General features: G+C 62.4%; 10 protein-coding genes and 4 tRNA genes. 13 read left to right on the plus strand and 1 reads right to left on the minus strand.

What is annotated here, in order from left to right:
- Positions 1-286: 286 nt before the first annotated feature.
- From AC3WRR_RS29125 to rplL, 11 genes are all read left to right on the plus strand, one after another.
- A tRNA-Tyr gene (locus AC3WRR_RS29125) sits at positions 287-372 on the plus strand.
- A gap of 51 nt (positions 373-423) precedes the next feature.
- Positions 424-497: transfer RNA gene (locus AC3WRR_RS29130), tRNA-Gly, on the plus strand.
- A 37-nt stretch (positions 498-534) separates the two neighbouring features.
- A tRNA-Thr gene (locus AC3WRR_RS29135) sits at positions 535-609 on the plus strand.
- A 45-nt stretch (positions 610-654) separates the two neighbouring features.
- Entirely contained in the window at positions 655-1845 is a 1191-nt protein-coding gene (tuf, locus tag AC3WRR_RS29140; protein WP_010810470.1) for an elongation factor Tu, read from the plus strand.
- An 84-nt stretch (positions 1846-1929) separates the two neighbouring features.
- Positions 1930-2005, plus strand: a tRNA-Trp gene (locus AC3WRR_RS29145).
- 59 nt (positions 2006-2064) lie between these two features.
- Positions 2065-2445 (plus strand): preprotein translocase subunit SecE, encoded by a 381-nt coding sequence (gene secE / locus AC3WRR_RS29150; protein ID WP_010810469.1) that lies wholly within the window; start codon positions 2065-2067, stop codon positions 2443-2445.
- 10 nt (positions 2446-2455) lie between these two features.
- Positions 2456-3037 (plus strand): transcription termination/antitermination protein NusG, encoded by a 582-nt coding sequence (gene nusG, locus AC3WRR_RS29155; protein ID WP_010810468.1) that lies wholly within the window; start codon positions 2456-2458, stop codon positions 3035-3037.
- A gap of 159 nt (positions 3038-3196) precedes the next feature.
- Positions 3197-3628 carry a 50S ribosomal protein L11 gene (gene rplK / locus AC3WRR_RS29160; RefSeq protein WP_010810467.1) on the plus strand — a complete coding sequence of 144 codons (432 nt, stop codon included), beginning with the start codon at positions 3197-3199 and terminating at the stop codon, positions 3626-3628.
- The gene (gene rplA, locus AC3WRR_RS29165; RefSeq protein WP_010810466.1) at positions 3629-4324 is read left to right on the plus strand and encodes a 50S ribosomal protein L1; all 696 of its coding nucleotides are present in this window, start codon (positions 3629-3631) and stop codon (positions 4322-4324) included.
- Between the two features lie 423 nt (positions 4325-4747).
- Entirely contained in the window at positions 4748-5269 is a 522-nt protein-coding gene (gene rplJ, locus AC3WRR_RS29170; RefSeq protein WP_010810465.1) for a 50S ribosomal protein L10, read from the plus strand.
- 69 nt (positions 5270-5338) lie between these two features.
- A complete protein-coding gene (gene rplL / locus AC3WRR_RS29175; RefSeq protein WP_010810464.1) occupies positions 5339-5713 on the plus strand; it encodes a 50S ribosomal protein L7/L12 in 375 nt (124 codons plus the stop codon).
- Between the two features lie 158 nt (positions 5714-5871).
- On the opposite strand, the gene AC3WRR_RS29180 is transcribed toward rplL, so the two are convergent.
- On the minus strand, positions 5872-6252 hold the full coding sequence (locus AC3WRR_RS29180) for a hypothetical protein (RefSeq protein ID WP_492298803.1): 381 nt from the start codon (positions 6250-6252) through the stop codon (positions 5872-5874).
- Here AC3WRR_RS29180 and rpoB point away from each other — a divergent pair.
- Both rpoB and rpoC read left to right on the plus strand, forming a co-directional pair.
- Entirely contained in the window at positions 6133-10239 is a 4107-nt protein-coding gene (gene rpoB, locus AC3WRR_RS29185) for a DNA-directed RNA polymerase subunit beta (protein WP_010810463.1), read from the plus strand. The two genes, AC3WRR_RS29180 and rpoB, sit on opposite strands and share 120 nt — an antisense overlap.
- A gap of 125 nt (positions 10240-10364) precedes the next feature.
- Positions 10365-14612 carry a DNA-directed RNA polymerase subunit beta' gene (gene rpoC / locus AC3WRR_RS29190; protein ID WP_010810462.1) on the plus strand — a complete coding sequence of 1416 codons (4248 nt, stop codon included), beginning with the start codon at positions 10365-10367 and terminating at the stop codon, positions 14610-14612.
- The last annotated feature ends 76 nt before the right edge of the window (positions 14613-14688 follow it).

Raw genomic sequence — 14688 nt, forward strand, 5'->3', positions numbered from 1 at the left:
GTAGGTCATCGCCAGGCTCTTATTCCCAAAACCCCTCGACAGCGTGTGCTGCGAGGGGTTTTGTCTTTTCCGGCTCGTGGTGGCGAGCGGCCTCAGAGCCTCCAGGAGCGACGCTGGAAAGCCCCTATAGGGTGAGAACGCAGAAATCTAAACTGCGCTTGTGGGAGCGATCAGGCGGTTCAAGCGCCACGCTGGAACGCCTTCCCTGGTCTGGTCAAGTACAGCATCCGCAACGGAAAGTGCTTGACAGGCAAGGTGAGAAGCCCCATAATCGATAGTTCTCTGCGGAGAGGTGCCCGAGTGGCTAAAGGGGGCAGACTGTAAATCTGTTGGCTTACGCCTACGCTGGTTCGAATCCAGCCCTCTCCACCAGAATGCAAGACAGCAGCCGGCAGTGCCGGTGAAGAAGCAGGAAAGAACCGGGCGGGTGTAGCTCAATGGTAGAGCAGAAGCCTTCCAAGCTTACGACGAGGGTTCGATTCCCTTCACCCGCTCCAGTCGCGCGGTTGCTGTCAGAGTAGTACGTCAAGTTTCGCCCATGTGGCTCAGTGGTAGAGCACTCCCTTGGTAAGGGAGAGGTCGGCAGTTCGATCCTGCCCATGGGCACCAAATACCACGCACTGGCAATATCGCTACCGAGACAGGAGTCGCGAAATGGCAAAGGAAAAGTTCGAGCGGACCAAGCCGCACGTGAACGTTGGTACGATTGGTCACGTTGACCATGGCAAGACCACGCTGACCGCAGCGATTGCCACGGTGCTGGCAGCCAAGTTTGGCGGTGCCGCCAAGAAGTACGACGAAATCGACGCAGCGCCGGAAGAAAAGGCACGCGGTATTACCATCAATACCGCGCACGTCGAGTACGAAACGGCCAACCGCCACTACGCGCACGTTGACTGCCCGGGCCACGCTGACTATGTGAAGAACATGATCACGGGTGCCGCCCAGATGGACGGCGCGATCCTGGTTTGCTCGGCTGCTGACGGCCCGATGCCGCAAACGCGTGAGCACATCCTGCTGGCCCGCCAGGTTGGCGTGCCGTACATCATCGTGTTCCTGAACAAGTGCGACATGGTGGACGACGCTGAACTGCTCGAGCTGGTCGAGATGGAAGTTCGCGAGCTGCTGTCGAAGTACGAGTTCCCCGGCGACGACACCCCGATCATCAAGGGTTCGGCCAAGCTGGCGCTGGAAGGCGACAAGGGCGAGCTGGGCGAAGTGGCCATCATGAACCTGGCCGACGCGCTGGACACCTACATCCCGACGCCGGAGCGTGCCGTTGACGGTACCTTCCTGATGCCTGTGGAAGACGTGTTCTCGATCTCGGGTCGCGGCACCGTGGTGACCGGCCGTATCGAGCGCGGCGTGGTGAAGGTCGGCGAGGAAATCGAAATCGTCGGTATCAAGCCGACGGTGAAGACCACCTGCACCGGCGTGGAAATGTTCCGCAAGCTGCTGGACCAGGGTCAAGCCGGCGACAACGTTGGCCTGCTGCTGCGCGGCACCAAGCGTGAAGACGTCGAGCGCGGCCAGGTGCTGTGCAAGCCGGGTTCGATCAAGCCGCACACCCACTTCACCGGCGAGGTGTACATCCTGTCGAAGGACGAAGGCGGCCGTCACACCCCGTTCTTCAACAACTACCGCCCGCAGTTCTACTTCCGTACCACCGACGTGACCGGCTCGATCGAGCTGCCGAAGGACAAGGAAATGGTCATGCCGGGTGACAACGTGTCGATCACCGTCAAGCTGATCGCCCCGATCGCCATGGAAGAAGGCCTGCGCTTCGCTATCCGCGAAGGTGGCCGTACCGTCGGCGCCGGCGTCGTGGCAAAGATCCTCGACTAAGTTGTTTGATAGCGAACGCGGCACCAACCGGCCGCGTTCGTTGCCAGAATGGGTTGGCGCCAGCGCCGGCCCCACAGTTGTTTTAGGGGTATAGCTCAACTGGCAGAGCGTCGGTCTCCAAAACCGAAGGTTGGGGGTTCGATTCCCTCTGCCCCTGCCAAATCAATCAGCCGCGTCGCGAAGAGCAATCGTGACGCGGCTTAGTCTCGTTTGCGAAACATGGCCAATCCCAATGTTGAAACCGTGAACGCCAGCAGCGGCAAGTGGATGCTTGGCGTGGCGGTGCTGCTGGTGGTTGCGGGCGTCATCGGTTTCTATGCACTGGCACAGCAACCGTCTTATGTACGTGGCGCCGCACTGTTCGGTGGTATTGCACTGGGTATCGTAGTTGCGCTGGTGTCGGCACCAGGCAAGGACTTTATCGGGTTCGCCAAGGAATCGTATCGGGAAGTTCGCAAGGTCGTCTGGCCGACGCGCAAGGAAGCCGGGCAAATGACGGGGCTGGTCTTCGTCTTTGTCGTCATCATGGCGCTGTTCCTGTGGTCGGCTGACAAGCTCATCGAGTGGGTCGTCTTCTCGCTCGTGCTGGGCTGGAAATAAGAGGTAGCACATGACGGATAACGCTCAGCAGGAAACCACCGCGCCGGAATCGCCTTCGTCGAAGAAGCGCTGGTATGTCGTGCATGCCTATTCCGGCATGGAGAAGAGCGTGCAGCGCGCGCTGCAGGAGCGCATCGAACGCGCCGAGATGCAGGACAAGTTTGGCCGCATCCTGGTGCCGTCCGAAGAAGTCGTGGAAATCAAGGGCGGCCACAAGTCGGTCACCGAGCGTCGTTTCTTCCCCGGCTACGTGCTGGTGGAAATGGAAATGACCGACGAGACCTGGCACCTGGTGAAGAACACCAGCAAGGTCACCGGTTTCGTGGGCGGCGCCCGCAACCGCCCGAGCCCGATTTCGCAGCGCGAAGTCGACAAGATCATGACCCAGATGCAGGAAGGGGTCGAGAAGCCGCGTCCCAAGACGCTGTTCGAAGTGGGCGAAATGGTGCGCGTCAAGGACGGCCCGTTCACCGATTTCAACGGCAACGTGGAAGAAGTGAATTACGAGAAATCGCGCCTGCGCGTCTCGGTCACGATCTTCGGGCGTGCCACGCCGGTCGAACTCGAGTTCGGCCAGGTCGAGAAGGTTTAAGGAATTTGCCGGTTGCGGCCTGAAAGGGCGGCAACGGGCAACGGCGCCGCCCCGGTGGCGGCGCCAAGAGGAGCGTGAGGCCGTGCCGAAGGTGCGGCGACAGCGCGTTACGACTCAACAGGATCGCATCCCGAAAGAGCGATCCGGATTGGAGTAGAGATGGCCAAGAAGATCATTGGCTTTATCAAGCTGCAGATTCCGGCTGGTAAGGCAAATCCCTCCCCGCCCGTTGGTCCCGCACTGGGTCAGCGTGGTCTGAACATCATGGAGTTCTGCAAGGCGTTCAACGCCCAGACCCAGGGTATGGAACCCGGTCTGCCGGTGCCGGTGGTGATTACCGCCTTCGCCGACAAGAGCTTCACCTTCGTGATGAAGTCGCCCCCGGCGACCGTGCTGATCAAGAAGGCAGCAGGCATCACCAAGGGTTCGCCGAAGCCCCACACCGACAAGGTTGGCAAGATCACCCGCGCCCAGGCTGAAGAAATCGCCAAGGCCAAGAACGCTGACCTGACCGCCGCCGACCTGGACGCCGCTGTGCGTACCATCGCCGGTTCGGCTCGTTCGATGGGCATCACCGTGGAGGGTCTGTAAATGGCTAAGGTTTCCAAGCGCGTCGCCGCCAACAAGGCGAAGATCGAGCGTACCAAGTTTTACCCGATCGACGAGGCCCTGGGCCTGGTGAAGGGCTGCGCTTCGGCGAAGTTCGACGAGTCGATCGACGTGGCCGTGCAGCTGGGCATTGACGCCAAGAAGTCGGACCAGGTGGTTCGTGGTTCGGTGGTGCTGCCCGCAGGTACCGGCAAGTCGGTTCGCGTGGCTGTGTTCGCCCAGGGCGAAAAGGCCGAAGCCGCCAAGGCCGCCGGTGCTGACATCGTCGGCATGGAAGACCTGGCCGAGCAAGTCAAGGCCGGCAACCTGAACTTCGACGTCGTGATCGCTTCGCCGGACACGATGCGTATCGTCGGTACGCTGGGCCAGATCCTGGGCCCGCGCGGCCTGATGCCGAACCCGAAGGTCGGTACCGTGACGCCCGACGTGGCCCAGGCTGTGAAGAACGCCAAGGCTGGCCAGGTGCAGTTCCGTGTCGACAAGGCCGGTATCATCCACGCCACCATCGGCCGCCGCTCGTTCGACGACGCAGCGCTGAAGAGCAACCTGTCCGCACTGCTGGAAGCCCTGGTGAAGTCCAAGCCGGCTACGAGCAAGGGCGTGTACCTGCGCAAGATCGCCGTCTCGTCCACCATGGGCGTTGGCGTGCGCGTGGAACAAGCTTCGCTGTCGGCCTGAGCTGACGGCATGGGCTGACCGGACCCGATAACACCGGTCGGCCGCGAATTGAAGATCCTGGCGTAAGCGGGGATCGGCTCCGAACCTGGTTCTGCCAAGCGGCAGCACAAGGACAGGGAGCAAGGCTTTGGGCAGTGGCGGCAGTCGGACACGCTGTGTTCACGCAGTCGCCGCTGGTTATCAAAGACCGCTGGTGTCCACATGACCGCAGTCAGGCATGCGGGCTTAATCGGCCGGGAGGTACAAGCAGGGCCAGGTGCCGTGCATGACCAACCCCGGGCAGCCAGCGCAGATGGCGCACCCGAAGGGATTGATGAATCCGGGCCTGTCCCGGGTGATTCGGGCCAATCGGACGCCGTTCGTTTGTGCTGACGTGAAGACTCCGGTATTGCCGGAGGGCTAGCGTCATTTTGGAGCTTAACCGTGCCACTCAATATTGAAGATAAGAAGGCCGTCGTTGCTGAGGTTTCGGCGCAAGTCGCCAAGGCCCAGACCATCGTCGTGGCCGAATATCGCGGCATTACGGTTGGCGATCTGACCAAGCTGCGTTCCACCGCACGTCAGCAAGGCGTGTACCTGCGTGTTCTGAAGAACACGCTGGCCCGCCGCGCCGTCGAAGGTACGCCGTTTGCAAGCCTCGCAGAGCAGATGACCGGTCCGCTGATCTACGGTATTTCCGAAGATGCAGTGTCGTCGGCCAAGGTTCTGAACGACTTCGCCAAGACCAACGACAAGCTGGTCCTGCGCGCCGGGTCGTATGACGGCAAGGTTCTCGACGCTGCCGCCGTGAAGGCGCTGGCCTCGATCCCGAGCCGCGACGAACTGATTGCTCAGCTGCTGGGCGTGATGCAGGCACCGGTGTCGGGCTTCGCCCGTCTGCTGGCTGCACTGGCTGCCAAGAACGCCGAAGGCGCTCCCGCGGAAGCGGAAGCCGCTGGCGCCTAAGGCAATCCAGGCCTCGCATCGAAAGATCGCATTACCGATACCGAATCAAATCTAGTAGGAGTATTTCAAATGGCAATCACCAAAGACGACATCCTGGAAGCCGTTGGCGCGATGTCCGTGATGGAACTGAACGACCTGGTCAAGGCGTTCGAAGAGAAGTTTGGCGTGTCGGCTGCTGCCATGGCTGTGGCTGCTGCCCCGGGCGCCGGCGGTGCCGCCGCTGCTGAAGAGCAGACCGAGTTCAACGTGATCCTGGCCGAAGTCGGCGCCAACAAGGTTGGCGTGATTAAGGCTGTTCGCGAAATCACCGGCCTGGGCCTGAAGGAAGCCAAGGACCTGGTCGATGGCGCACCGAAGCCCGTCAAGGAAGGCGTGGACAAGGCTGCTGCTGCCGAAGCCAAGAAGAAGCTGGAAGACGCTGGCGCGAAGGTCGACGTCAAGTAAGGCATTGCTCGCGTGCCCTTTCGGCACGCGGATGGGGCTGGCAAAGGGAAATTCCCGGCGCCAGCCTTTTTGCGCTTGTGCGAAAGTGTTTTGAGAAGCACTCTTCGCAACAAAAAGTGATGTTTGCGAGTCTCGATGCCCTCGGGCATGCCGGAGTCTCAGCAGAGGCCAAACATCAGTGGCACACTAAGTGGTTGCTGCTGATGTTTGTCTTCTGAACCGACTGCAGAAGACAAGTTTGGTCGGGTGTCCCCCGGGCGACTACAGGCGTTGCGCTTGATGCGACGACCACACCGCCCGCAGCGTGCGGACACCGTCAGCCAGAGGTTGGTAGCGGCCAACCGCCAAATCCCCTCCCAGTCGCTGAACACCTCAGGTCCGGCCAGGTCCAGCCAGCCCTGCGATGATTCGGAGATCCCATGGCGTACAGCTTCACCGAAAAGAAGCGCATTCGCAAAAGCTTTGCGAAGCGCGCGACGGTACATCAGGTTCCATTCCTGCTTGCCACCCAGATTGAATCCTACACTCAGTTCTTGCAAGCGGAAACGCCGACCGCGCGTCGCAAGACCGAAGGCCTCCAGGCCGCTTTCAACGCAATCTTCCCGATCTCCTCGCATAACGGGCTTGCCCGTATGGAGTTCGTCTCGTATCACCTGTCCAATCCGCCGTTCGACGTCAAGGAATGCCAGCAGCGTGGCCTGACGTTCCACTCGGCCCTGCGTGCCAAGGTTCGCCTGATCATCAACGATCGCGAGAACCCGGGCAAGGTCAAGGAAGTGAAGGAGCAGGAAGTCTACATGGGCGAAATCCCGCTGATGACTTCCACGGGTTCGTTCGTCATCAACGGCACCGAGCGTGTCATCGTCTCGCAGTTGCACCGCTCGCCGGGCGTGTTCTTCGAGCACGACAAGGGCAAGACCCACAGCTCGGGCAAGCTGCTGTTCTCGGCACGTATCATCCCCTACCGCGGTTCGTGGCTGGACTTCGAGTTCGACCCGAAGGACATCCTGTACTTCCGCGTCGACCGCCGCCGCAAGATGCCGGTGACGATCCTGCTGAAGTCGATCGGCCTGACCCCGGAACAGATCCTCGCGCACTTCTTCGTGTTCGACAACTTCACGCTGCAGGCCGAAGGCGCGCAGCTGGAGTTCGTGCCCGAGCGCCTGCGCGGTGAAGTCGCGCGCTTCGACATCGCCGACAAGAACGGCCGCGTGGTGGTCGAGAAGGACAAGCGGATCAACGCCAAGCACATCCGCGACCTGGATTCGGCCGGCACCAAGCTGATCAGCGTGCCGGAAGACTACCTGCTGGGCCGCGTGCTGGCCAAGAACATCATCGACCCGGATACCGGCGAGGTGATTGCCAACGCCAACGACGAGCTGACCGAAACCCTGCTCGAGAACCTGCGCGAAGCCGGCGTCAAGCAGATTCAGACCCTGTACACCAACGACCTGGACCAGGGCCCGTACATGTCGCAGACCCTGCGCGTGGACGAGACCGCCGACCAGACCGCTGCGCGTATCGCGATCTACCGCATGATGCGCCCGGGCGAGCCGCCGACCGAGGAAGCCGTGGAAGCGCTGTTCCAGCGCCTGTTCTACAGCGAAGAGTCGTACGACCTGTCGCGCGTTGGCCGCATGAAGGTCAACAGCCGCCTGGGCCGCCCCAGCGGCGAAGGCGCCATGGTGCTGCAGGACGAGGACATCCTCGAGACCATCAAGATCCTGGTCAACCTGCGCAACGGCAAGGGCGAGGTCGATGACATCGATCACCTGGGCAACCGTCGCGTGCGTTGCGTCGGCGAACTGGCCGAAAACCAGTTCCGCGCCGGCCTGTCGCGCGTGGAGCGTGCCGTCAAGGAACGTCTGGGCCAGGCCGAGACCGAGAACCTGATGCCGCACGACCTGATCAACTCGAAGCCGATCTCGTCGGCGATCCGCGAGTTCTTCGGTTCGTCGCAGCTGTCGCAGTTCATGGACCAGACCAACCCGCTGTCCGAGATCACGCACAAGCGCCGTGTCTCCGCACTGGGCCCGGGCGGCCTGACGCGCGAGCGCGCCGGCTTTGAAGTCCGTGACGTGCACCCGACCCACTATGGCCGCGTGTGCCCGATCGAAACGCCGGAAGGTCCGAACATTGGTCTGATCAACTCGCTGGCACTGTATGCCCGCCTGAACGAATACGGCTTCCTGGAAACGCCGTACCGCAAGGTGGTCGACAGCAAGCTGACCGACCAGGTCGACTACCTGTCCGCGATCGAGGAAGGCAAGTACGTGGTGGCGCAGGCCAACGCGACCGTTGACGCCGACGGCAACCTGACCGACGAACTGGTGTCGGCGCGTGAAGGCTCCGAGCGTGAAACCCGCATGGTCACGCCGGACCGCGTGCAGTACATCGACGTGGCGCCGTCGCAGATCGTGTCGGCCGCTGCCTCGCTGGTTCCGTTCCTGGAACACGATGACGCGAACCGTGCACTGATGGGCGCGAACATGCAGCGCCAGGCCGTGCCTTGCCTGCGTCCGGACAAGCCGCTGGTCGGCACCGGCATCGAGCGCACCGTTGCGGTCGACTCGGGCACGGCCGTGCAGGCGATGCGTGGCGGCGTGGTCGACTACGTCGACGCGATGCGTATCGTGATCCGCGTGAACGACGACGAAGCCGTTGCCGGTGAAGTCGGCGTGGACATCTACAACCTGATCAAGTACACGCGCTCGAACCAGAACACCAACATCAACCAGCGTCCGATGGTGAAGGTCGGCGACCACGTTGCCCGCGGCGACGTGATTGCCGACGGCGCCTCGACCGACCTGGGCGAGCTGGCACTGGGCCAGAACATGCTGGTGGCGTTCATGCCGTGGAACGGCTACAACTTCGAGGATTCGATCCTGATCTCGGAGCGTGTGGTGGCCGAAGACCGCTATACCTCGATCCACATCGAGGAGCTGTCGGTCGTTGCCCGCGACACCAAGCTGGGACCGGAAGAAATCACGCGCGATATCTCGAACCTGGCCGAAGCCCAGCTGGCTCGCCTGGACGAGTCGGGCATCACCTACATCGGCGCTGAAGTCGAAGCCGGCGACGTGCTGGTTGGCAAGGTCACGCCGAAGGGCGAGACCCAGCTGACCCCGGAAGAGAAGCTGCTGCGCGCGATCTTCGGCGAGAAGGCTTCGGACGTGAAGGACACCTCGCTGCGCGTGCCCTCGGGCATGAGCGGCATCGTGATCGACGTCCAGGTCTTCACCCGCGAAGGCGTGACGCGCGACAAGCGTGCCCAGTCGATCATCGACGACGAACTGAAGCGCTACCGCCTGGACCTGAACGACCAGCTGCGTATCGTGGAAGGCGACGCGTTCCAGCGTCTGGAGCGCCTGCTCATCGACAAGACCGTCAATGGCGGTCCGAAGAAGCTGGCCAAGGGTGCCAAGATCACCAAGGAATACCTGGCGGATATCGACAGGTACCACTGGTTCGACATCCGTCCGGCCGACGAAGAACTGGCTGCCCAGCTGGAAGCCGTCAAGGAAGCCATCGAGCAGAAGCGCCACGAGTTCGACCTGGCCTTCGAAGAGAAGCGCAAGAAGCTCACGCAGGGCGACGAACTGCCGCCGGGCGTGATCAAGATGGTCAAGGTGTACCTGGCCGTCAAGCGCCGCCTGCAGCCTGGCGACAAGATGGCCGGCCGTCACGGCAACAAGGGTGTCGTGTCCAAGATCACCCCGATCGAAGACATGCCCTACATGGCCGACGGTACGCCTGCCGACATCGTGCTGAATCCGCTGGGGGTGCCGTCGCGGATGAACGTGGGTCAGATTCTCGAGACCCACCTGGGCTGGGCCGCGCGCGGCCTGGGCGAGCGCATCGGCAACATGCTGAAGGCGCAAGCCAAGGCAGCCGAAGTGCGCAAGCTGCTCACGCAGATCTACAACGAGAGCGGCAAGGTCGAAGACCTCGACAGCCTGTCGGATTCGGAAGTCCTGGAGCTGGCCGAGAACCTGAAGAAGGGCGTGCCGTTCGCGACGCCGGTGTTCGATGGTGCGCATGAGGACGAAATCCGCCGCATGCTGGACCTCGCCTATCCGGAAGAGATCGCGAAGGAGAAGGGCCTGACCGCTTCCAAACAGCAGGTCACGCTGTTCGACGGCCGCACCGGCGAAGCGTTCGAGCGTCCGGTCACGCTGGGTGTGATGCACATGCTGAAGCTGCACCACCTGGTCGACGACAAGATGCACGCGCGTTCCACCGGCCCGTACTCGCTGGTGACGCAGCAGCCGCTGGGTGGTAAAGCCCAGTTCGGTGGCCAGCGTTTCGGTGAGATGGAAGTTTGGGCACTGGAAGCCTACGGCGCGTCGTACGTGCTGCAGGAAATGCTGACGGTCAAGTCCGATGACGTGAACGGCCGTACCAAGGTGTACGAGAACATCGTCAAGGGCGAGCACTCGATCGATGCCGGCATGCCGGAATCGTTCAACGTGCTGGTGAAGGAAATCCGCTCGCTGGGTATCGACATCGACCTCGATCGCTACTGATCGGGCAGGTGAGGGGAGCCGGTTGCGGCCGGCTCCCTGTCGACACTACAGGCGAAGGATTTCCCACAGGATGAATGCCATCGACCCGGACCAACTCCGGGGCGGTGGCGAAACAAGGAGTTGCAATGAAAGCATTGCTCGATCTCTTTAAGCAGGTACAGCAGGAAGAGCAGTTCGACGCGATCAAGATCGGCCTGGCCTCGCCCGAGAAGATCCGTTCGTGGTCGTACGGCGAAGTGAAGAAGCCGGAAACGATCAACTACCGTACCTTCAAGCCGGAACGCGACGGCCTGTTCTGCGCCAAGATCTTTGGCCCGATCAAGGACTACGAGTGCCTGTGCGGCAAGTACAAGCGCCTGAAGCACCGTGGCGTGATCTGCGAGAAGTGCGGCGTTGAAGTGACGCTGGCCAAGGTGCGCCGCGAGCGCATGGGCCACATCGAACTGGCCGCGCCGACCGCGCACATCTGGTTCCTGAAGTCGCTGCCGTCGCGCCTGGGCATGGTCCTGGACATGACGCTGCGCGATATCGAGCGCGTGCTGTACTTTGAAGCATTCGTGGTGATCGAACCCGGCATGACCCCGCTCAAGAAGAGCCAGATCATGTCCGAAGACGACTACCTGGCGAAGTGCGACGAGTACGGCGAGGGCGAGTTCGTCGCCATGATGGGTGCCGAGGGCATCCGTGAACTGCTGCGCGGCATCGACATCGAGAAGCAGATCGAACAGATCCGCGCCGAGCTGCAGGCCACCGGCTCCGAAGCCAAGATCAAGAAGTTCGCCAAGCGCCTGAAGGTGCTCGAAGCCTTCCAGCGTTCGGGCATCAAGCCCGAGTGGATGATCCTCGAAGTGCTGCCGGTGCTGCCGCCCGAGTTGCGTCCGCTGGTGCCGCTGGACGGCGGCCGCTTCGCGACCTCGGACCTGAACGACCTGTATCGCCGCGTCATCAACCGTAACAACCGCCTGAAGCGCCTGCTGGAGCTGAAGGCGCCTGAAATCATCGTGCGCAACGAAAAGCGCATGCTGCAGGAAGCGGTTGACTCGCTGCTGGACAACGGCCGTCGCGGCAAGGCGATGACCGGTGCCAACAAGCGTCCGCTGAAGTCCCTGGCCGAAATGATCAAGGGCAAGGGCGGCCGTTTCCGTCAGAACCTGCTGGGCAAGCGCGTCGACTACTCGGGCCGTTCGGTCATCGTGGTGGGCCCGACGCTCAAGCTGCACCAGTGCGGCCTGCCCAAGCTGATGGCGCTCGAGCTGTTCAAGCCGTTCATCTTCCACAAGCTGGAAACGATGGGCATCGCCACCACCATCAAGGCGGCGAAGAAGGAAGTCGAAAGCCAGACCCCGGTGGTGTGGGACATCCTCGAAGAGGTGATCCGCGAGCACCCGGTGATGCTGAACCGTGCGCCGACGCTGCACCGCCTGGGTATCCAGGCGTTCGAGCCGGTGCTGATCGAAGGCAAGGCCATCCAGCTGCATCCGCTGGTCTGCGCGGCGTTCAACGCCGACTTCGACGGTGACCAGATGGCTGTCCACGTGCCGCTGTCGCTGGAAGCGCAGATGGAAGCCCGCACCCTGATGCTGGCCTCCAACAACGTGCTGTTCCCGGCCAACGGCGATCCGTCGATCGTGCCGTCGCAAGACGTGGTGCTGGGTCTTTACTACACGACCCGCGACAAGATCAACGGCCGCGGCGAGGGCATGACCTTTGCCGACATCAGCGAAGTGATCCGCGCCTACGAGAACAAGGAAGTCGAACTGGCTTCGCGCGTGAACGTGCGTATCACCGAGTATGAGCTGGTCGACAAGGACGCCGAGGGCGACGCCCGTTTCGCACCCAAGATCACGCTGCAGGCCACCACGGTCGGCCGCGCGATCCTGTCCGAGATCCTGCCCAAGGGGCTGCCGTTCTCGGTGCTGAACAAGCCGCTCAAGAAGAAGGAAATCTCGCGCCTGATCAACACCGCGTTCCGCAAGTGCGGCCTGCGCGAGACTGTGATCTTCGCCGACAAGCTGCTGCAGTCGGGCTTCCGCCTGGCTACCCGTGCCGGTATCTCGATCGCCATCGACGATATGCTGGTGCCGCCGCAGAAGGAAAAGATCATCGCCGAGGCCTCGGCCAAGGTGAAGGAATACGACAAGCAGTACATGTCGGGTCTGGTGACCGACCAGGAACGCTACAACAACGTCGTTGACATCTGGGGCGCCGCCGGCGACCAGGTGGGCAAGGCGATGATGGAGCAGCTCCAGCACGAGGACGTGGTCGACCGCGAAGGCAAGACCGTGAAGCAAGAGTCGTTCAACTCCATCTATATGATGGCCGACTCGGGTGCACGGGGCTCGGCAGCGCAGATCCGCCAGCTGGCCGGTATGCGTGGCCTGATGGCCAAGCCGGACGGCTCGATCATTGAAACGCCGATTACGGCGAACTTCCGTGAAGGCCTGAACGTTCTGCAGTACTTCATCTCGACCCACGGCGCCCGTAAGGGCCTGGCCGATACGGCACTGAAGACCGCGAACTCGGGTTACCTGACCCGTCGTCTGGTCGACGTGACGCAGGATCTGGTCGTGGTGGAGGACGATTGCGGCACCTCCAACGGCGTGGCCATGAAGGCCCTGGTCGAAGGCGGTGAAGTGATCGAAGCCCTGCGCGACCGTATCCTCGGCCGTGTGACCGTGGCCGACGTGGTCAACCCTGAAACCCAGGAGACCGCGATCGAAGCCGGCACGCTGCTGGACGAAGACCTGGTCGAGCTGATCGACAACATCGGCGTGGACGAAGTCAAGGTCCGCACCCCGCTGTCGTGCGACACGCGCTACGGCCTGTGCGGCAAGTGCTATGGCCGCGACCTGGGCCGCGGCGTGCTGGTGAACTCCGGCGAAGCGGTGGGCGTGATTGCCGCTCAGTCGATCGGTGAGCCGGGCACGCAGCTGACCATGCGTACGTTCCACATCGGTGGTGCGGCATCGCGTGCGGCAGTGGCATCGAGCGTGGAAGCCAAGGCAACCGGTACCGTGCGTTTCACGGCGACCATGCGTTACGTCACCAATGCGAAGGGCGAACTGATCGTCATCTCGCGTTCGGGCGAGGCGCTGATCACCGACGACCACGGCCGCGAGCGCGAACGCCACAAGATCCCGTACGGCGCCACGCTGCTGGTGCAGGACGGCCAGGCCATCAAGGCTGGCACGCAGCTGGCCACGTGGGATGCGCTGACTCGCCCGATCGTTTCGGAATACACCGGTACGACCAAGTTCGAGAACGTCGAAGAAGGCGTGACCGTCGCCAAGCAGATGGACGAAGTGACGGGCCTGTCGACCCTGGTGGTGATCGACGCCAAGCGCCGCACGGCTGCAACCAAGGGCATCCGCCCGCAGGTCAAGCTGCTCGACGCCAACGGCCAGGAAGTGAAGATCCCGGGCACGGACCACTCCGTGACCATCGGCTTCCAGGTCGGCGCGCTGATTACCGTGAAGGATGGCCAGCAGGTGCACGTGGGTGAAGTGCTCGCGCGTATCCCGACCGAGTCGCAGAAGACCCGCGACATTACCGGTGGTCTGCCGCGAGTGGCCGAGCTGTTCGAAGCGCGTTCGCCGAAGGACGCCGCCGTGCTGGCGGAAGTCACCGGCACGACCTCGTTCGGCAAGGACACCAAGGGCAAGCAGCGCCTGGTCATCACCGACCTGGACGGCAATGCCCACGAGTTCCTGATCGCGAAGGAAAAGCAGGTGCTGGTGCACGACGGCCAGGTGGTGAACAAGGGTGAAATGATCGTGGAAGGTCCGGCGGACCCGCACGACATCCTGCGCCTGAAGGGCATCGAAGAGCTGGCGCACTACATCGTGGACGAAGTCCAGGACGTGTACCGTCTGCAGGGCGTGAAGATCAACGACAAGCACATCGAAGTGATTGTTCGTCAGATGCTGCGCCGCGTGCAGATCGCCGACGTGGGCGACACCAAGTTCATCCCGGGTGAACAGGTGGAGCGTTCGGAACTGCTCGACGAGAACGACCGCGTGATCGCCGAAGGCAAGCGTCCGGCCACGTACGAGAACCTGCTGCTCGGTATCACCAAGGCGTCGCTGTCGACCGACAGCTTCATCTCGGCGGCATCGTTCCAGGAAACCACGCGCGTGCTGACCGAAGCCGCGATCATGGGCAAGACCGACGACCTGCGTGGTCTGAAGGAAAACGTGATCGTCGGCCGTCTGATCCCGGCCGGTACCGGCCTGGCCTACCACCGCGCCCGCAAGGCGCGCGAGGCCTCCGAGCGCGAACGCGCCCAGGCGATCGCCGAAGAAGAGCAGTCGCTCTTCATCGAGCCGGCGCCGGTGGTGCAGGCGACGACCGAAGGCGAAGGCGACAACGCCTGATCGCAGTAAGCTGTTTGCCGCCGCAAGGTGGCCCGAAAGCCCGGCTGATCCAGCCGGGCTTTTTTTCTTTCCGCCC

Source organism: Cupriavidus sp. FW305-3-2-15-C-LB2 (assembly GCF_058787575.1).